Source organism: Limimonas halophila, assembly GCF_900100655.1.
GTDB lineage: Bacteria > Pseudomonadota > Alphaproteobacteria > Kiloniellales > Rhodovibrionaceae > Limimonas > Limimonas halophila.
The window spans coordinates 404917-424251 of the sequence record NZ_FNCE01000001.1 but is presented as its reverse complement, the minus strand read 5'-3'; the positions used below and the strand labels follow the sequence as shown (position 1 = coordinate 424251).

At 70.6% G+C, this 19335-nt stretch carries 14 protein-coding genes; 8 read left to right on the top strand and 6 right to left on the bottom strand.

The window, feature by feature from the left end:
- Window positions 1-35: 35 nt before the first annotated feature.
- The 4 genes from BLQ43_RS01975 to BLQ43_RS01960 all read right to left on the bottom strand — a co-directional run bounded on the left by BLQ43_RS01975 (window position 36) and on the right by BLQ43_RS01960 (window position 4852).
- The gene (locus BLQ43_RS01975) at window positions 36-2138 is read right to left on the bottom strand and encodes a sodium-translocating pyrophosphatase (protein WP_090018428.1); all 2103 of its coding nucleotides are present in this window, start codon (window positions 2136-2138) and stop codon (window positions 36-38) included.
- A 259-nt stretch (window positions 2139-2397) separates the two neighbouring features.
- Window positions 2398-2937: an inorganic diphosphatase gene (gene ppa / locus BLQ43_RS01970; RefSeq protein ID WP_090018427.1), complete on the bottom strand. Its 540-nt coding sequence runs from the start codon at window positions 2935-2937 to the stop codon at window positions 2398-2400.
- Window positions 2938-3021: 84 nt separating this feature from the next.
- Complete coding sequence (gene dacB / locus BLQ43_RS01965; protein WP_090018426.1) at window positions 3022-4524, bottom strand: D-alanyl-D-alanine carboxypeptidase/D-alanyl-D-alanine endopeptidase; 1503 nt, start codon at window positions 4522-4524, stop codon at window positions 3022-3024.
- Window positions 4525-4708: 184 nt separating this feature from the next.
- Window positions 4709-4852, bottom strand: a complete 144-nt coding sequence (locus BLQ43_RS01960; protein WP_090018425.1) for a DUF3096 domain-containing protein — start codon at window positions 4850-4852, stop codon at window positions 4709-4711.
- Window positions 4853-5031: 179 nt separating this feature from the next.
- Here BLQ43_RS01960 and BLQ43_RS01955 point away from each other — a divergent pair, with 179 nt between their 5' ends.
- On the top strand, window positions 5032-5451 hold the full coding sequence (locus BLQ43_RS01955; protein WP_090018424.1) for an SRPBCC family protein: 420 nt from the start codon (window positions 5032-5034) through the stop codon (window positions 5449-5451).
- Between the two features lie 70 nt (window positions 5452-5521).
- Here BLQ43_RS01955 and BLQ43_RS01950 read toward each other — a convergent pair whose 3' ends face one another.
- A complete protein-coding gene (locus tag BLQ43_RS01950) occupies window positions 5522-8416 on the bottom strand; it encodes a ribonuclease E/G (RefSeq protein ID WP_090018423.1) in 2895 nt (964 codons plus the stop codon).
- A gap of 647 nt (window positions 8417-9063) precedes the next feature.
- On the opposite strand from BLQ43_RS01950, the gene BLQ43_RS01945 reads away from it, so the two are divergent.
- The 3 genes from BLQ43_RS01945 to prfB all read left to right on the top strand — a co-directional run bounded on the left by BLQ43_RS01945 (window position 9064) and on the right by prfB (window position 14040).
- On the top strand, window positions 9064-10269 hold the full coding sequence (locus tag BLQ43_RS01945; RefSeq protein ID WP_090018422.1) for an N-acetylmuramoyl-L-alanine amidase: 1206 nt from the start codon (window positions 9064-9066) through the stop codon (window positions 10267-10269).
- Window positions 10270-10373: 104 nt separating this feature from the next.
- Window positions 10374-12791: a penicillin-binding protein 1A gene (locus BLQ43_RS01940; RefSeq protein WP_218119084.1), complete on the top strand. Its 2418-nt coding sequence runs from the start codon at window positions 10374-10376 to the stop codon at window positions 12789-12791.
- A 111-nt stretch (window positions 12792-12902) separates the two neighbouring features.
- Window positions 12903-14040, top strand: a protein-coding gene (gene prfB, locus BLQ43_RS01935; protein WP_143006121.1) for a peptide chain release factor 2 whose coding sequence is annotated in 2 segments (ribosomal slippage) — window positions 12903-12971 and window positions 12973-14040 — 1137 coding nt in all. Because the reading frame shifts where the segments join, the coding sequence is not laid out codon by codon here.
- 167 nt (window positions 14041-14207) lie between these two features.
- On the opposite strand, the gene BLQ43_RS01930 is transcribed toward prfB, so the two are convergent.
- Entirely contained in the window at window positions 14208-14504 is a 297-nt protein-coding gene (locus BLQ43_RS01930; RefSeq protein WP_143006120.1) for a succinate dehydrogenase assembly factor 4, read from the bottom strand.
- 48 nt (window positions 14505-14552) lie between these two features.
- On the opposite strand from BLQ43_RS01930, the gene htpX reads away from it, so the two are divergent.
- From htpX to BLQ43_RS01910, 4 genes are all read left to right on the top strand, one after another.
- Window positions 14553-15461, top strand: a complete 909-nt coding sequence (htpX, locus tag BLQ43_RS01925) for a zinc metalloprotease HtpX (RefSeq protein WP_090018420.1) — start codon at window positions 14553-14555, stop codon at window positions 15459-15461.
- A 92-nt stretch (window positions 15462-15553) separates the two neighbouring features.
- Window positions 15554-16879 (top strand): RsmB/NOP family class I SAM-dependent RNA methyltransferase, encoded by a 1326-nt coding sequence (locus BLQ43_RS01920; protein ID WP_090018419.1) that lies wholly within the window; start codon window positions 15554-15556, stop codon window positions 16877-16879.
- Window positions 16880-16946: 67 nt separating this feature from the next.
- Entirely contained in the window at window positions 16947-17612 is a 666-nt protein-coding gene (gene rpe / locus BLQ43_RS01915; protein ID WP_090018418.1) for a ribulose-phosphate 3-epimerase, read from the top strand.
- 4 nt (window positions 17613-17616) lie between these two features.
- Window positions 17617-19332 (top strand): heparinase II/III family protein, encoded by a 1716-nt coding sequence (locus tag BLQ43_RS01910; RefSeq protein ID WP_090018417.1) that lies wholly within the window; start codon window positions 17617-17619, stop codon window positions 19330-19332.
- The last annotated feature ends 3 nt before the right edge of the window (window positions 19333-19335 follow it).

The following is a 19335-nucleotide window of genomic DNA, read 5'->3' as shown; positions in this document are numbered from 1 at the left end:
GGCCGGGGCGCCTCCGTCCAGCCGTGTCGCCCGTGTCAGACCGCGAGCGCGGCCAGAAGCAGCAGCGCGACCACGTTGGTGATCTTGATCATGGGATTCACCGCCGGGCCGGCCGTGTCCTTGTAGGGATCGCCCACGGTGTCGCCCGTGACCGCGGCCTTGTGGGCCTCCGAGCCCTTGCCGCCGTAGTTGCCGTCCTCGATGTACTTCTTGGCGTTGTCCCAGGCGCCGCCGCCGGCCGTCATCGAGATGGCGACGAACAGCCCCGTGGTGATAACGCCGAGCAGCATCGCGCCCACGGCGGACAGGCCCGCGCCCATGCCGGCGATGGCCCAGATGATGACGAAAAGGACGATCGGCGAGAGCACCGGCAGCAGCGAGGGGACCACCATCTCCTTGATGGCCGCCTTGGTCAGCATGTCCACGCAGCGGTGGTAATCGGGGCGCGTCGTCCCCTCCATGATGCCGGAAACCTCGCGGAACTGGCGCCGCACCTCTTCCACCACCGAGCCCGAAGCGCGGCCCACGGCCGTCATGCTCAGCGCGCCGAAGAGATAGGGCAGCAGCCCGCCCAGGAGCAGCCCGACGACCACGTAGGGGTTGGACAGGGAGAAATCGACGCTGCCCTCGGCCACGGTGATCTGCCCGGCCTCGGCGAAGTGTGCCAGGTCCGCGGTGTAGGCCGTGAACAGCACCAGCGCGCCGAGCCCGGCGGAGGCGATGGCGTAGCCCTTGGTGACCGCCTTCGTGGTGTTGCCCACGGCGTCCAGGGTGTCGGTGGTGTCGCGCACGCTTTCGTCCAGGTCGGCCATCTCGGCGATGCCGCCGGCGTTGTCCGTGACGGGGCCGAAGGAATCCAGCGCGACCACCATGCCGGCCAGCGCCAGCATCGTCGTCACCGCGATGGCGATGCCGAACAGCCCGCCCAGCAGGAAGGTGGCGACGATGCCCGCCGCGATCACCAGCGCCGGGAGGGCCGTCGATTCCAGCGACATCGCCAGGCCCTGGATGATGTTCGTGGCGTGGCCGGTCTGCGATGCCTTGGCAACCGAGCGCACGGGCCGGAAGTCGGTGCCGGTGTAGTATTCCGTGATCCACACCATCGCGCCCGTGATCGCCAAGCCGATGAGGCCGCAGAAATACAGGTCCAGCCCGGTCACGGGGACGCCGCGCACGTCCAGCGTGGTGCCGAAGCCGACGATCCACTGCGTCACGGGAATCAGCAGGATCAGCGAAATCACGGCCGAGGCGATGAAGCCCTTGTAGAGGGCCTTCATGATGTTCTGGTCCCGGCCCAGCCGGACGAAGAAGGTCCCGGCGATCGAGCCCAGGATGCAGGCCCCACCGATCGTCAGCGGGTACATCATCATGTTCGCGGCCATCGCGGTGCCGGCGAAGAAGATCGAGGCCAGCACCATCGTCGCCACCACGGTCACCGCGTAGGTTTCGAAGAGGTCGGCGGCCATGCCGGCGCAGTCGCCCACGTTGTCGCCCACGTTGTCGGCGATCGTGGCGGGGTTGCGCGGGTCGTCCTCGGGGATGCCGGCCTCGATCTTGCCCACGAGGTCGGCGCCGACGTCCGCGCCCTTGGTGAAGATGCCGCCGCCCAAGCGGGCGAAGATGGAAATCAGCGAGGCGCCGAAGCCGAGCGCCACCAGCGGCTCCACGATGTCGCGCCCGCTCGCGTCCATGCCGAGCAGGATGGCGTAGTACCCACCGGCTGCCAGCAGCGCCAGGCCCGCCACCAGCATGCCGGTGACCGCGCCCGACTTGAAGGCGACGCGCAGCCCGTCATCCAGGCTGGTGCTGCAGGCGTGGGCGGTCCGCACGTTGGCGCGCACGGCCACGTTCATGCCGATGTAGCCGGCCGCGCCCGAGAGAATGGCGCCGATGAGAAAGCCGACAGCCACCTTCCACCCGAGCAACAGCCAGATGAGGATGGCGATCACCACGCCGACACCGCCGATCGTGGTGTACTGCCGGTTCAGGTAGGCGCGTGCGCCCTCCTGGATCGCGTCCGCGATCTCGCGCATGCGCTGCGTGCCCGCATCCGCGGAAAGCACGGAGATCGACGCCCAGACGCCGTAGGCCACGGCCAGAAGACCGCAGACCACGACGAAGACCATGGCAAGCGACATTGGAAGCCCCCCGTCGCACTTGGCCGCCGTGCGTGCCGGGATACGCACCCCTGCCCGGCACACCGGCGCTTGTTCTCACACGCGGACGCTGATACGTGGTGCGTTTTTTGTGCGTCCGCCGCGAATCAGCATGCCACGCTGACGGCGAGCGCCCAATGCACAGCGTTTGAGGACGCAACCAAAAGCACGGGCGCGAGAGGGTTCCCGCGCCCGCGCTGAGCGGGTGAATCCGCGTTGTCGGGGGGCGTCCGGGCCGGCGTCAGGAGGCGAGCTTCTGGGCGTCCCCGTTGAGCGCCTGTTGAATCAGCCGCGCCGCCTCGTGCTGGTCGCCCCAGCGGTCGACGCGCACCCACTTGTTGTCCTCGAGATCCTTGTAGTGCGCAAAGAAGTGGGCGATGCGCTGGAGCGTGAAGCCCTTGATATCGTCGAGGGATTCCACGTGCTTGAAGTCCGGGCAGAGCTTGGCCGGCGGCACCGCGATGATCTTCTCGTCCTGGCCTTCCTCGTCCTCCATGACGAGCACGCCCACGGGGCGGACGCGCACGACCGCGCCGGCGGCGACCGGAACCTTGTTGGGAATGCAGACGTCCACCGGATCGCCGTCGTCGGCCTCGGTATGCGGGATGAAGCCGTAGTCGCAGGGATAGTGCATCGGGGTGTGCAGGAAGCGGTCGACGAACAGCGCCCCCGACTCCTTGTCGATCTCGTACTTCACGGGGTCGCTGCCCATGGGCACTTCGACGACCACGTTCACGTCCCACGGCGGGTTCTTGCCCGCGGGAATCTTGCTGAGATCCATTGCGCTCCCCTTTCATGCTGCGCTGCGGCGTTCTCCGGGGGTGCGGAGCCTGCCGCCGGGGGCGCTTTCGTGCAAGGGTCGGCGTCAGTGTTCCCGTGCCCAGTAGCGCACCAGGGCGTCTTCCAGGTCCTTCGCCCGGCGCGTCCACGCCGAGGCGGACGCCTGCACGCTGCGCCGCCGCCGGTCGGGATCGCGGTCGTACGCGCGGCGAGCGGCCTTGTCGTTGACGAAGAGCGCGAACGCCAGCCGCCGCCCGCTTTCGGGATAGAGGTAGCCAGCCAAGCCGCTGGCGTAGAACATCGTCCCCGTCTTGGCCCACACCTTGTAGGCGGTCGCGGGGCCGTCGAGCCGCTCCGCCATGCCCGCCGAGCCGCCGCTGGCGGGCAGCAGCGACGGCAGGCCGCGCGAGACCCCGTCCGTGTGGCCGAGCGCCACGGGATCGCGAAGCATCGCCGCCACCTGCGCCGGCGTCAGGCGCGCGTCCGCCGACAGCCCCGAGTGGTTCGCCAGGTGCATCGTCGACCAGTCGATGCCGGTGCGGCGCTCGCGCCACCACGCCGACACCGTGGCGGCGGAAGCGCGCAGCGAGAGCTGCTTCCCGACCAACTCGCGCGAGGCGGCAAGCCCCAGCAACTCGGCCACGAGGTTATTGGAATACGCGAGCATGGCCTTGGCGATCTCGCGCACTGGCCGGCTCCGCACCCGCGCCAGCGGGCGGGCGTCCGCCGGTGTCTCGCCCTGGCGCGGTGCGGGCAGACGCACACCGGCCTGCTCGCACATGCGCTGGAAGACCTGCGCGGTGACGCGCCCCGGGTGCTTCACCGGGAGGTTGGCGCTCCCCCGCCGCGGCGCGTGGGGGTCGAGCTGCCAGACCGTGCGGCTGCCGTTGACCTCGGGCTGCCAGAGCTGGCCGGGGCCGTTGCCGCGTTCGGCCCGCGTCAGGTCGATCACGGGCACCGAGGGAATCAGGTTCGCCGCCACGGTCCCGTTGGCCCCTTTGGGGCGCCAGTCCACCCGGATCTGGTTGAAGCCCATCGTCAGCCCGGAAAGGCCGGGATTGTAGCGCGCGTCCGCGGGCTGGTCGGCGGCAATGTGCTGGCGGCGGCGAACGACGCCCGGGTCGTAGCGGAACGCCCCCGCGATGCGGCGGATGCCGGCCGCGCGGACGCGGCGGCAGAGCGCCATGAGATCCGCCGGTTCGAGCAACGGGTCGCCGCCGCCCACCAGCACGAGGTCGCCGCCCAACTCGCCCTTCCGCACCGGGCCGGTGCCGAACACCCGAGTCGTGAAGCGGTGATCCGGCCCCAGGGCGGCCAACGCGGTGACGGCTGTGGGGATCTTGGCCACGGAGGCGGGAATAAAGGGCGTGGCCGCGTTGTGCGCCGCGACGACCTTGCCGCTGTCGAGCTCGCGCAGGATGTAGCCGACGTTGCCGGGCTCGAAGCCGTGCTGCGACATGACGGCGCGCGGCGAGGACGCGGTGGGGTCCGGCGGCTCCGGCACCACCTCGTTGATCGCCGCGGCGGGCGTCCAGGCCGCCGTCAACGCCGCCACAAGACCACCGCGAATGCCCATCCGGCCGCCCATGTGCGCGCCCCGTTTACCCGGTCGCGGTGCTTCCACCGAACCTGTCTTCTGTATGACCGGGAAGGACGGCTGCTGGCAAGCGTCTTTGGAGGTACAACACAGCCGCGCGACGGGCTGGGCCGCCACGCCGCAGAGCGGTGAACCGGCCGCAGATTGATGGTCGCCGGGATCGACGCGGCAGGAATCAGATCATTGGCGCGAGTTCGAGGATGCCGAAGACGATCAGGAAGATCGCGACCAGATAGTGGGCCATCTTGGGTTGCAGCAGGATCAGCAGGCCGATCGCGATCGCCAGGATCGGCTGAACCATGTGCAGGGAAATGTACATTGCCTCCACTCCGTCCTGTGGTGCGAGGACGCGGGCGCGCGCTCGCGGCCCGCTTGGCGGTATGACGCGTGCTGTGGCAGCTTTTGCCACGCGCGGTAAACACCCGATGGGCGTTGTACGGTACCGCGCCCGTTCCGGCGAGCCATCGAGACAGCAGATCAGGCCACAAGGAGAGCAGCATGGCGCGTGTGAGCGAGTCGGCGCGGCTTTATGCCCCCGCCGAGCGCGTGTGGGAAGCAATCGGTGAGTTCGGGAGTATCGCGAACTGGCACCCGGGGGTGCTGGCGTGCGAGCTAGACAGCCACGGCACGCACACCGTGCGCAAGCTGGACGTGGGCGCCGACGAACCGGTGGTGGAGCGGCTGGACGTCCACGACACCAGGGCCATGCGCTACAGCTATTCGCTCGAAAGCGGACCGTTGCCCGTGCGCGACTACCGCGCGACGCTTAGCGTCCACCGCGACGATGGCAACAGCTGCACCGTGGAGTGGAACAGCGAATTCCAGCCCACCAGCGACGACCCCGGCGAGGCCGTCGAGGCCGTGCGGGACATCTACCGCAAGGGGCTCGAGCACCTGCGGTTCACGCTGGGCGCCTGACCAGGCCGCTTGGCGACCAAGCGGCCCGCCCCGCCCGCACCAGCGGGACGCGGGGCGGGCCTGATCGGTGTTACCCCGTGGACCGGCGCCACCACCCGCGGCGGCGCGGCCGGGGCGACTCCTTGACCTCGTCGACACCGGTGGGCGCCGCAACCTCCTGCGCCGCCGGCTCTTCGGCCTGCGCCGGTTCGGCGCGGCCAGCGGCCGGGTCCGCTCCGGCCTGGTCGTCAGCCGCGCTTTCCCCGGTATCGCCCCCGTTCGATGTAGCGGCCGTCGCGCCGCCGTCGTCCCGGCTTTCCATCGCGGGCTGGGCCGGCGCCACCGGTTCGCTGGCGTCCCGCGCCTCCACGGCGGACTCCGCCTCGGGGGCGGTGTCCGTCTGGGGTGCGGTGTCCGACTGAGCCGCTCCCCCGCTCGTTTCGGCGTCTGCAGACGCTGTGTCGGCCGCTGGGGACTGGGCCGGCGCGGACTCGCCCGCCGACCCGGTATCCGCCTGTTCGGACGCCGTCGTGTCAGCGACCTGGCCGCTCTTGCGGCTGCGGCTGGACCGGCTGCGCCCGCCGCTGGCGCGGCTGCTGCGCTTGCGGCCGTTCGACGACCGGCGGCTCTTGCCGCCGGTGCCGGATTGCGTCGCCTCGCCCTGCGCTTCGGTTTCACCGGCTTCCGTGGTCGTGGCCGCCGCCTCGTCAGGTGCCTGCGTCGTGGCCACCTCGGTTGTCGACGTTTCCGCACCGGTGGCTTCGGCCGGCGCGGTCCGGGCAACCGGTTCGGCTTCGGCGGCTGCCGTTTCCACCTCGGCCGCCGGGGCTTCGGCAGGCGTCGCGCTGTCGCCGCTCACCGGATTCGAGGCCGCCTCGGCGGACGCATCCGGTGCGGACGCCGCGAGTTCGGGCCCGGACCCGGCCGATTCCTGCGCCTGGACAGCGGCCTCACCGCCGGTTTCGCCCGGCTGCTCCTGGCGGCGCTTGGAGCGGCGCTGGCCGCCCCGCTTGCCGCGGCGGCGCCGGCGCGATTCCTCGCCTGAGCCGCCGGACTCCGCCTGCTGCGCGGCCTGCTCGCCGGAATCGCTGGCCTGGGCGGACTGCTGGCCGGCAGCTTCCTCCGCCGGCTCCGCCTGTCTCTTGCGGCCGCCGCGCTGGCCGCGCTTGCGGCCGTCCGTCTCGCTGTCGCCGCTCGCCGCCTGTCCGGCGTCGGCGTCGGCCGACTCCTCTTCGCTTTCCGCACGCTGCGTGGCGATGCGGTCCAGGCGGTACTGCGGCGGCACCAGATGGTCGTCGGTCTGGATGCGGGCGCGGAAGCCGTAGCGCTGCTCGATCCCGATGAGGCGGTCGCGCTTGTCGTTAAGCACGTAGAGCGCGACCTGCGTCGGGATCGTGAGCACCACCTCGCCGCCGCCGCGCTTGATGCCCTCTTCCTCCAGCGCGCGCAGAACGTGCAGCGCCGTGGAATCCTGCGAGCGCACGAAGCCGCTGCCGCCGCAGGTCTTGCACACGTCCGTCGAGGTCTCGTGCAGGCTGGGCCGCAACCGCTGGCGCGACAGCTCCAGCAGGCCGAAGGGACTGATGCGGCCGAGCTGGATGCGTGCCCGGTCCTGCTTCATCGCCTCCTTCAGGCGGTGCTCGACCTCGCGGTTGTTGCGCGCCGCGTCCATGTCGATGAAGTCGATGACGATCAGGCCCGCCAGGTCGCGCAGCTTCAGCTGGCGCGCGATCTCGTCGGCGGCTTCCAGGTTGGTCTTGAGCGCCGTCTCCTCGATGTGGCGCTCCTTGGTCGCCTTGCCCGAGTTCACGTCGATGGCGACCAGCGCCTCGGTCTGGTTGATGACGACATAGCCGCCCGACTGCAGCTGGACCGCCGGGTTGTGGATGTTGTCCAGCTGCGTCTCCACGCCGTGCTTGTGGAACAGCGGCACGCGCGGGTCGTCGTGCTTCTGCACCTTCTTGGCGTGGGAGGGGATGAGGGAGCGCATGAAGGACTTGGCGGCACGGTAGCCCTCGTCCCCCTCGACGATCACCTGCTCCATCTCGCGCGTGTAGAGGTCGCGGATGGTGCGCTTGATGAGGTTGGCTTCCTCGTAGATCAGGCACGGCGCGAGCGACTGCAGCGTTGTCTCGCGGATGTGGTCCCACTGGCGCAGCAGGTGCTCGTAGTCGCGCCGGATCTCCACCTTGGAGCGGTCCGCGCCGGCCGTGCGCACGATCACCGACATGCCGTCCGGGATGTTCAGCTCGGCCAGCACGCCCTTCAGGCGCTTGCGGTCCTTGGCGCTGGCGATCTTGCGCGACACCCCGCCGCCGCGGTCGGTGTTGGGCATGAGCACGCAGTAGCGCCCGGCGATGGAGAGGTAGGTGGACAGCGCCGCGCCCTTCGTGCCGCGCTCCTCCTTCACCACCTGAACCAGCATGACCTGGCGGCGCTTGATCACCTCCTGGATCTTGTAGCGCCCCAGCATGGCCGCGCGGCGGCGCGCGGCATCCTCCATCTCGTCACCGGTCAGCGTCTCGACGGCGTTGGCCGTCTCCAACTGCTCGATGTCGGCGTCCGCGCGCGGATCGCCGTCGCCCTCGTCCTGGGCGGTGCGCCGCTGCGCGCCCTCGGCCGCGGCCTGCGCGGCTTCATCGGGCTCGCCGCCGTCCCCGGCGGTGCCGTCGTCTTCCCCCTGCAGCCGCTGCTGCCGGGCCGCGCGCTCCTCCTCCATGAGCGCCTCGCGGTCCGCGACGGGCAGCCGGTAGTAGTCGGGATGGATTTCCGAGAACGGCAGGAAGCCGTGCCGGTTGCCGCCATAGTCCACGAACGCGGCCTGGAGCGACGGCTCCACCCGCGTCACCTTGGCGAGGTAGATGTTTCCCTTAAGCGGCTTGTTGTCGCGGCTCTCGTAGTCGAATTCTTCCAGGCGGTTGCCAGAAAGCGCGACCACCCGGGTCTCTTCCGGGTGGCCGGCATCGATGAGGATGCGTCTGCTCATCAGCCGGAATCCTTGTCTCGCGCTCGGCGGTTACGGCCATCGGGGCCGTCCGCGGCGCGCTGTGTTCACGGCGTGTGGGATGCAGGCACGTGCGCAGCCGGCCGCAGGGCGCGCCCACCGTGCGCACACTGGGTGCGAAGGGGTCGCGGACTGCCGCCGGCACACGCATCGTTGGGACGGGCACGGGCGCCTCGCCTGCCTTGCGATCGTGGGGCTGCGCGCCGCTCACGGGCGGCGCGCCATCGTGGTCCTGCGCGGTTGCAGCGGCGGCCGGCCGCCGGGGACGCGACGCCGGGCGGTGGAAATGACCGGGGGATGGCCATGACCGGCCGGTGGCCGGTTCGACCCGGCCGGATCGCCGTTTGCCGGTCCAGCCCGCCGAGCGGGCGGCTCGCTCCGGTCTTTCCGCGCCCTGATCGGGCGGCCTCGCTGTCGCCCGGCGGCGTGTGCGTCGAGCCATCGTGCAGGTGACGGCAAAATAAGCGAAAGCGCCACACAGCACAACGACGGACCCGCATGTGCCCGATCCGCGTTGACCGCGGCGGATTTGTGGTATTTTCTTAACCCTGACCCAATAGGCTCGCACCCGGCGCCGGTATCGTGCCCGGGGCGTCAACAGACGCGAAGGAGGCGTTCGTTTGGCGCGTGTGCTGCACCGCATGCGAGAGATGGCCGTGGCCCTGGCGGCCGCCGCCGCGCTGCTCGCAGCGACGGCCGCGGCGGCCCAGCCCCGGGTGAGCGCGGTGCGCCTTGGCGAGCACCCCGACAAGACGCGCTTCGTCGTGGAACTGTCGCAAGCCGCACCCTACCGCGTCTTCACGCTGGGAAAACCCTATCGTGTGGTGATCGACCTGCCTCAGGTAACCTGGAACATTCCCGAGCACCGCCAGGGGGAGGTCGATACCGGCGCCATCGAATCCTTGCGCTACGGGTTGTTCGCCCCCAACCGCAGCCGCGTGGTGCTGGACGCCAAGGGTCCGGTGCGGATCACGGACGTGTTTCGGCTGCCGCCGCAGGACGGCTACCCGCACCGCCTAGTCGTGGACGTAACGCGGGTGTCGCCGGAGAACTTCCTGCAGCCGCGCGAACGCGACCCCATTGCGTCGGCGAACCCGCTGCCGGAAGCCGAACAACGCCAGCGCGACGTTGCAGAAGCTGACGACGACCGCCTGACCATCGTCATCGACGCCGGCCACGGCGGGCCGGACCCGGGTGCGATCGGGGTGGACGGCACCTACGAAAAGGATCTGGTGCTGACCTATGCGCGCCACCTCAAGGAGCGGCTGGAGCAAGCGGGGCCCTACCGCGTCGTGCTCACGCGCAAGCGCGACATCTTCCTGAAGCTGAACGAGCGCGTGGAGATCGCGAACGAGGTGAACGGCGACCTCTTCATCTCGCTACACGCCAACGCCACGCGCAACGGGCGCGCCAGCGGCGCCTCGGTGTTCACGCTGTCGGAGACCGCCTCCGACGAAGAGGCCGCCGAACTCGCCGCCAAGGAGAACAAGAGCGCCGTCGTCGCCGGCATGGACCTGGAGGGCACGACCCAGACGGTCAGCCAGATTCTCATCGACCTCGCCCAGCGCGAGACGATGAACACCTCCAAGCGCTTCGCCGGGATGCTGGTGGACGAGTTGCAGAACGAGGTGCGGCTGCTGGAGAACAGCCATCGCCATGCCGGCTTCGTCGTGCTCAAATCCCCGAACGTGCCCTCGGTGCTGCTGGAGATCGGGTTCCTCTCCCACGAAGAGGAGATCCAGGAACTCAAGACCGCCTCGCACCGGCGCACGGTGAACAGTCAAGTGGTGGACGCGGTGAAGCAGTATTTCCAGTGGCGGCAGGCGCGGCGGTGAAACACCTTGGCACCGCATCAAACCGAGATCACATTCCCGTCGTGACATGGCCCCGGATGAGGCCGGACCGGCGCCGGTCCACGGCGAAGGAGTGAGTCCCACCCGTGCGCACGCTTGGCTACACGCTCGTCACGCTGGTCCTGCTGGGGGTGATCGCGACCGCCGGCGCGGTCAGCGTGATGTGGTACTTCGGCCGGCACCTGCCGGACTATCAGGCGCTCGCGCAGTACGAGCCGCCCACGGTCAGCCGCGTGCATGCCGGGGACGGCCGCCTGCTGGCCGAGTACGCCGAGGAAAAGCGCATCTTCGTGCCCATCGAGTCCATTCCGCGTAAGGTGGTGCACGCCTTCGTCGCGGCCGAGGACCAGAACTTCTTCGACCACGCGGGCGTGGATCCACTGGCGATCGTGCGCGCGGGCGTGACGAACCTGAAGCGGATGGGCACGAACCAGCGGCCGGTGGGCGCCTCCACGATCACGCAGCAGGTCGCCAAGAACTTCCTGCTGTCCGACCGCGTGTCGATCCGTCGCAAGATCCGCGAGGCCATCCTCGCGCTCAAGATCGAGCACACCTTCGACAAATCGCGCATCCTCGAACTCTACTTGAACGAGATCTACCTGGGCGCGGGGTCGTACGGTGTTGCCGCCGCCGCGTTGAACTACTTCAACACCTCGCTTGACGAATTGACGATGGCGCAGGCGGCGTATCTCGCGGCGCTGCCCAAGGGACCGGCCAACTACCATCCGCGCGAGGACCACCGCGCGGCGCTGGCCCGGCGCAACTGGGTGATCTCGCGCATGCACGAAGAAGGCTACATCACCGCGGACCGGGCACGGGAAGCGCGCGACGAGCCGCTGCGCATGCGCGAGCGCGCGCCGGCGGAGGTGACCGATGCCCCCTACTTCGCGGCCGAGGTGCGCGACAAGCTCGTAGAGCGCTACGGGCGGGATAAGCTGTTCACCGGCGGCCTTTCCGTGCGCACGACCGTGGACCCGGACCTTCAGGACGCCGCGACATCCGCCCTGCGCGAGGGCCTGATCGCCTACGACCGCCGGCACGGCTGGCGCGGGGCGCAGCGCTCCATCGAGCTGCCCGCCGACTGGGCCGCGCGGCTGAGCGAGATGACGCCGCCCGAAGGCCTGCCGGACGAATGGCGGCAGGCCGCGGTACTCAAGGTGCGCGCGGAGGACGCGCTGCTGGGCTTCGCCGACGGCACCACCGGCCGCTTGCCCATGTCGGCGATGCGCTGGGCGCGCCCGGCGCTGGACGAGCAGTACGTGGGCGAAAAGCCGGACAGCCCAGGCGATGTCGTTTCCCAGGGCGACGTGGTGCTCGTCTCGCCGGCCGAGGCAGAGAAGGCCTTCGCGCTGGAACAGATGCCGGCGGTGAACGGCGGCATCGTCGCGCTCGACCCGCGGACCGGGCGCGTGCTCGCCATGCAGGGCGGTTTCGATTTCGCGCGCACGCAGTTCAACCGCGTCACCCAGGCGAAGCGCCAGCCGGGCTCGGCGTTCAAGCCCTTCGTCTACCTGACGGCGCTGGAAAACGGGCTCACGCCGGCAACGATGGTGCTCGACGCCCCCTTCGTTATCGATCAGGGCGACGGCCTGGGCAAGTGGAAGCCCGCGAACCACACGGAGCAGTTCTACGGTCCCACGCCCATGCGCGTCGGCATCGAGCAGTCGCGCAACCTGATGACGGTGCGCATCGCCCAGACCGTCGGCATGAAGAAGGTGGCGAAGACGGCGGAGAGCTTCGGCCTCTACGACGACCTCCCCGAACAGCTCTCCATGTCCATCGGCGCCGGGGAGACGACGCTGTTGCGGCTGGCCAGCGCCTACGCCAGCTTCGCCAACGGCGGGATGAAGGTGACGCCCAAGCTGATCGACCGTGTGCAGGACCGGCGCGGCAGCACGATCTACCGCCCCGCCTACGCCGAGTGTCCGGACTGCAAGAACATCGAATGGTCCGGCCAGGAACCGCCGACGATTCGCGACACGCGCAAGCGCCTGACCGACCGCGCCAGCGCCTATCAGGTGGTGTCCATGCTGCGGGGCGTGGTGGAACGCGGCACCGGCCGGCGCATGCGCGCGCTGGACCGGCCCGTGGCCGGCAAGACGGGCACGACCAACGACAGCCACGACACCTGGTTTATGGGCTTCACGCCGAACTTGGTCGCGGGCGTCTACGTCGGCTTCGACTCCCACCGCACGCTGGGCGCGCACGCCTACGGCTCGAACGTGGCCGGTCCCATCTTCAAGGACTTCATGGCGCGCGCGCTGGAGGGCGAGCCGGCGATCCCGTTCCGCGTGCCGCCGGGCATCCATCTAACCCGCATGGACCTGGACACCGGCCGCCCGGCGGGTCCGGATTCCGAAACGGTGGTGCTGGAAGCCTTCAAGGCCGGCAACAGCCCCTCGGGCGAGCGCCGCGTGCTGGATGCCGGAACGCCCGGCAGCTATTCGAACGGCGGCAACGGAAGCAGCGGCGGTTCCTCCGGCGGCACCAGCGGGCTGTACTGACGGCCCGGGCTTGAAGGCACCACCCCGCGCCGACTAGGTCTGACACGGTGTATGGCCCGGCGGGCCGAACACACACCCACCCATCTCAAGCAACGAGCGAGGTTCACACGCATGCGTGCGGAAACCGAAAGCTTGGCGGGCGACATCCGTGAGTCGCTTGCCTTGCTGAGGAGGCATCTTTGACTGGGATAACGCGCTTCGCCGCCTCGATGAGCTGAACGCGCTCATCGAAGATCCCAGCATCTGGAACGACACCGGCCGCGCCCAGGAGCTGATGCGCGAGCGCCAGCGCCTGGACGAGGCCATTTCCACCGTCCGCGAGCTGGAAAGCGACATGGACGACGCCCTCACCCTCGCCGAGTTGGGCGAGAGCGAGGGCGACGAGGACTCCGTGGGCGAGGCCCAGGAGCAGCTTCGCCAGATCCGCGAGCGCGCCCGGCGCCAGGAAAAACGCGCCCTGCTGTCGGGCGAGGCGGACGCGAACGACTGCTACATCCAGGTCAACGCCGGCGCCGGCGGCACCGAGGCCCAGGACTGGGCGCAGATGCTGCTGCGCATGTACGTCCGCTGGTGCCAGCGCCAGGGCTACAAGACGGAGGAGATGGACGAGACGGAAGGCGAAGAGGCCGGCATCAAGTCGGCGACGGTGCGCGTCTACGGCGACAACGCCTACGGCTGGCTCAAGGGCGAGTCGGGGGTGCACCGGCTGGTGCGCATGTCGCCCTTCGATTCCGGCGGGCGCCGCCACACCTCCTTCGCCAGCGTCTGGGTGACGCCGGTGATCGACGACCGGATCGAGATCGACATCCAGGACAAGGACATCAAGGTCGATACCTTCCGGGCGTCGGGCGCGGGCGGTCAGCACGTCAACACGACGGACTCGGCGGTGCGCATCCACCACCTGCCGAGCGGCATCATCGTCCAGTCGCAGAGCAGCCGCTCACAGCACTCGAACCGGGCGGAGGCCTTCGCGTTGCTGCGCTCCAAGCTGTATCAGCAGGAACTCAAGCGGCGCGAGGAAGAGGCCAAGGGCATCCAGGAGCAGAAGTCCGACATCGCCTGGGGCAACCAGATCCGCTCCTACGTCCTGGAGCCCTATCGCATGGTCAAGGACTTGCGCACCGGGATCGAGCGCAGCGACACCGAGCGGGTGCTGGACGGCGACATCGACGAGTTCCTGGAAGGCGCCCTGGCCCAGCACGTCGCCCCCGGTCAGGGAAGCGACGGCGACGAGGCTGGAGCGCGATGAGACGACGTAGAATCGTCTTGCGATCCGCATCGCGCTCTATGCCTTTCGTTTGCGGGCATGATTTAGAGCCCGGGCCCTTTCGGTCCGATCTCATCATGCCCTAGGGCCTGATCCCGTTCACGGGGCCGGCCGGCGCGGCCGGCCCCTTCTTTGTGCGGCTCGACCCGTCAGAAATCGTAGCAGATGCCGCCGCGTTCCCAGTCGCCGTAGCGCGTGGGCTCGGGACCGTCCGGGCCGCCGACCTCGCCCGTCTCCGGGTTCACGCGGCGGCTCTTGTCCTCGCCCTGCGCCGACTGCGCGGGTTGGACGGTCTGCTGCTGCGCGTGCGCTGTGCGCGAACGCTGCTGCTTGGGCACGAAGCTGCGGAACACCTTGGTCATGGCGGAGATGGTGGCGCGCGCCCAGGCCGCTGGCAAGGCGTGGTGGGGTCGCAGGCCCGCCGGCGGCTCGCTTGATTTGCGCACGCGCCGCGCCCAAATTCTGTCCCGCAAACCAGCGGGATGCGGACACCCATGAACACGCTTCGCACCTTCACCCTGCTCGCGGCGCTGACGGCGCTGTTTCTCGGCATCGGCTGGCTGGTCGCCGGCACGACCGGGATCGTCATCGCCTTCGTCATCGCGGTGGCGATGAACGCGTTCAGCTACTGGAACGCCGACAAGATCGTGCTGCGCATGTACCACGCCAAGGAGGTGGACAAGGCCAGCGCGCCGGCCTTCTACGGCATCGTCGAGCAACTGGCCCACAACGCCGGCCTGCCCATGCCGCGCGTCTTCATCATCGAGACGGACCAGCCCAACGCCTTCGCCACCGGCCGCAGCCCCGAGCGCGCCGCCGTGGCCGCGACGAGCGGCCTCTTGAACCGCCTGAACGACCGGGAGATCGCGGGTGTCATGGCGCACGAGCTGGCGCACGTGAAGAACCGCGACACCCTGACGATGACGATCACCGCCACGATCGCGGGCGCCATCTCGATGCTGGCGAACTTCGCCATGTTCGCGGGAATGTTCGGCGGCGTGGGCGGCGACGACGAGGAAGGCGGCAGCCCGCTGGGCTTCGTCGGCATGCTGGTGATCGCCATGCTGGCGCCGCTGGCGGCCTCGCTGGTGCAGATGGCGATCTCGCGCACGCGCGAATACGCGGCCGACCGCGGCGGCGCGGAGATCTGCGGGCATCCCGAGTGGCTGGCCTCGGCGCTGGAGCGCATGAGCCGCTCGGCGGAGGAGACGGTGAACCGCGACGCCGAACGCAACCCGGCGACTGCGCACATGTTCATCGTCAACCCGCTGAGCGGGCGCGGCAGCTTCGCCTCGCTCTTCTCCACCCACCCGGACATGGAAGAGCGCATCCAGCTGCTGCGCCAGATGGCCGGGGAGACGGGCGGCGGCAGCACAGCACGCGCGGCCAGTCCCTGGGCCTGAATTCAAGCTCCCGCCGACTTTGTGCGCGCCGGCAGGCCCACCTGCCTGCGCGGGTGTTTCCTTGGCCGCCAAACGCCGCTAAACAGCGCCGCATGAGTGAACCGGAGTCCCCCGAGCCGGCGCCCGGCCGCGAGTCCCGCCGCGCGGCGCTGGAGTTGCTGCGCGGCGTGCTGCGCAAGCACCGCACGCTGGAAGACGCCATCGGCCACACGCCCCGGTGGCGGAACCTGGAGGCGCGCGACCGCGCCTTCGCCCGCCACCTCGCCGCGACGACGCTGCGGCGGCTGGGCCAGCTGGACGCCGTGATCGCGCGGTGCCTGGACCGCCCGCTCAAGCCCAAGCTGGCGGCGGTGCAGGATCTGCTGCGCCTGGGGGCGGCGCAGGTGCTGTTCATGGACACACCGGCCCATGCGGCCGTCGGCGAAACCGTGGCGCTGGCCGTGGGCGTGCGCGTGGGCGCGCACCGCAACCTGCTCAACGCCGTGCTGCGCCGCATCGCGCGCGAGGGCGACAGCCTGCTGGACGGCCTGGACGCGCCGCACCTGAACACCCCCGACTGGCTGTGGCAGGGCTGGACCGCCGCCTACGGCGAGGCAACGGCGCGCGCCATCGCCGAGCAGCACATGCAGGAGCCGCCGCTCGACTTCACCGTGGTCGAGCAGACCGACCGCGAAGCCTGGCGCGAGCGGCTGGGCGCGCGCGAGCTGCCCATGGGCACGCTGCGGCTGCCGCCCGGCACGCGCGATCCGCGCCGCCTGCCCGGCTACGACGACGGCGCCTGGTGGGTGCAGGACGCCGCCGCGGGCCTGCCGCCGAAGCTGCTGGGCGAGGTGCGCGGCAAGCGCGTGGTCGAGCTGTGCGCCGCCCCCGGCGGCAAGACGGCCCAGCTCGTCGCCCAGGGCGCGGAGGTGCTGGCGGTCGACCGCTCGACCGAGCGCCTGCGCCAGCTCGTCGACAACCTCAACCGCCTGTCGCTTGGGGCGGCCACGGTCGCGGCCGACGTCACGCAGTGGCAGCCGCCGGAAAAGCTGGAAAACATCCTGCTGGACGCGCCCTGCACCGCCACGGGCACGCTGCGCCGCCACCCCGACATCGCGCGCCTGAAACAGCCGGCCGACGTCCCGGCGATGGCCGAGCTGCAGATGGCGCTGCTGCGCTCGGCCGCGCGCATGCTGGCGCCCGGCGGCACGCTGGTCTATGCGGTGTGCTCGCTGGAGCCGACGGAAGGCGTGGAGCTGGTGGACACCCTGCTCGCCGAACACGGCGACATCGAACGCGTGCCGGTGGACCCCGCCGAGATCGGCGGGCTGCCCGAAGCGGTCACGGCCGCCGGCGACGTGCGCACCCTGCCCCACCACCTCGGCGAGCAGGGCGGCCTGGACGCATTCTACATCGCCCGGCTGCGCCGCAGCGCCTGAGCACTCGCCGCTTGCCGCACCCCGAGCCCGCTTGCCGCAACCCCAACCCGGTGGTACCGCGAAAACCATGCAGAACACCGTCCGAATCGCGCCATCCATCCTCGCCGCCGACTTCGCCCAGCTCGGCGCCGAGGTGCGCGCCGTGGCCGACGCCGGCGCGGACATGATCCACGTCGACGTCATGGACGGGCACTTCGTGCCCAACATCACCATCGGCCCGCAGGCGGTGGGCGCGCTGCGCCCGCACACCCGGCTGCCGCTCGACGTGCACCTGATGATCGCGCCGGTGGACGCCTACATCCCGATGTTCGCGGAGGCGGGCGCGGACATCCTGACCATCCATCCCGAGGCCGGGCCGCACCTGCATCGCTCCCTCCAGCTCATCAGGGACGCCGGAGTGAAGGCGGGCGTCGCGCTCAACCCGGCGACGCCGGTGTCGCTGGCGCTGGAGGTGCTGGACGAGGTGGATCTGGTGCTCGTGATGAGCGTCAATCCGGGCTTCGGCGGGCAAAAATTCCAGGAGCGCGCGCTCGCCAAGATCGCGGAATTGCGCCGCGCCATCGACGCCGGCGGTCACGACGTGGCGCTGGAGGTGGACGGCGGCATCAAGGCCGAAACCGGCGCGCGCGCGGTCACGGCCGGCGCCGACGTGCTGGTCGCGGGCTCGTCCGTGTTCAAGGGCGGGCCGGACGCCTACGCCGCCAACATCGCGGCACTCCGCGCCGGGGGCTGACGCGGTGGCGGGCGCGGACGGCCCCAAAGCCGCCGCGCGTCCGGGCCTCCCCGGCCGGTCCGCGCTGGGCCGGCGGGTGCGGGCCGAACTCGCCCTGCCCGGCGAGATGCTCGCCAGCCGCGCCGTCGAGGCGGCCAAGCGCCCCTGGCACACCAGCAAGCTCTACCACGCGACACTCGGCCGCAATCCGCCCGATTCCCTGCGCCTGGAGCCGACCGATCCCTGGCCCGGCGACGCCGAACGCGGCCGCCGCTTCCTCACCGACCGCATCGAGCTGGCCAACAGCGCCCTGGCCGCGCCCACGCCCTTCTGGGCGCCGCCGGAGGCGGAACCGGTGTGGCTCCGCGAGCTGCACGCCTTCACCTGGGTGCGCGACCTGCGCGCCTTCGGCAGCGAACAGGCCTGCCGCCGCGCCCGCGAGCTCCTGGCCGACTGGCTGGCGCGGCATCCCGGCCCCGGCGAACCGGCGACAGCCTGGCACCCCGTACCCATCGGGCGGCGCATCGCCATCTGGCTGGGCAACCAGCCGTTTCTGCTGCACGGCGCGGGCACGGCCTTTATGGCCGCGGTGCTCCTGTCCATCGGGCGGCAGGGGCGCCACCTGTACCGCGTGCTGCCGGGCAGCCTGCGCGGGGCGGAGCTGATCGCCGCCATCAAGGGCCTGATCCTGGCCGGGGCCTGTTTTCCCGACGGCTGGGTGTGGCTCAAACGCGGGCTGGCGCTGCTGGAGGAGGAGCTGGACCGCCAGCTGCACGCCGACGGCGGCCACATTGCCCGCAGCCCCTCCGAGCATCTAACCGTCCTGGGGGATCTGACGGACATCCGCGCGGTGCTGACCAGCGCGCAGACGGGCGTGCCGGAATCGCTCACCACCGCGATCGAGAGCATGGCGCCGGTGCTCAAGATGCTGCGCCACGGCGACGGCGGGCTGGGGTGCTTCAACGGCGGGCGCGAGGAGCGCTCGGCCGTGGTGGACGTGGCGCTGCAGCGGGCGGGGGTGCGGGCACGCACGCAGGACGCCGCGCCGCAGTCCGGCTTCCAGCGGCTCAACGCCCAGCGCACCGTGCTGATCGCCGACGCCGGGCCGCCACCGCCGCCGGGGTACGACCGGCACGCCCACGCCGCGCCGCTGGCGTTCGAGCTGAGCGACGGCGCCGACCGCGTCATCGTCAACTGCGGCGCCTACCCCGGCCATCCGGCGTGGCAGCTCCCCCAGCGGGCCACGGCCGCGCATTCCACGCTGACGCTCGCGGAAACCAACGCCGCCGAGATCCTGGCGCCGGGCGGCGGCCTGGGGCGCAAGCCCGAGCACGTGACCTGCCGCCGCGAAACCGGCGAGGGCATGGCGTGGCTGGCGATGAGCCACGACGGCTATCGGCCGCTGTTCGGTGCGGTGCACCAGCGCCGGCTCTTCCTCTCGCCCTTGGGCGACGACCTGCGCGGCGAGGACACCCTGACCGGGCCGGCGGACCTGCCCTTCACCGTCCGCTTCCACATCCACCCGGCCGTGCGCGTCGGGCTGGCGAAGGACGGCGAGACGGTTCAGCTCGTCACCTCGACGGGCGCCAACTGGAACCTGCGCGCCTCGGGCGCCGCGCTGGCGCTCGCCGACAGCGTCTACCTGGGCGGCCGCGGCGTGCAGCGCACCAGCCAGATCGTGCTGTCGGGCACCACGCGCAAAGGCGACACCGTCGTGAAGTGGGCGCTCAAGCGCGGGTGACGG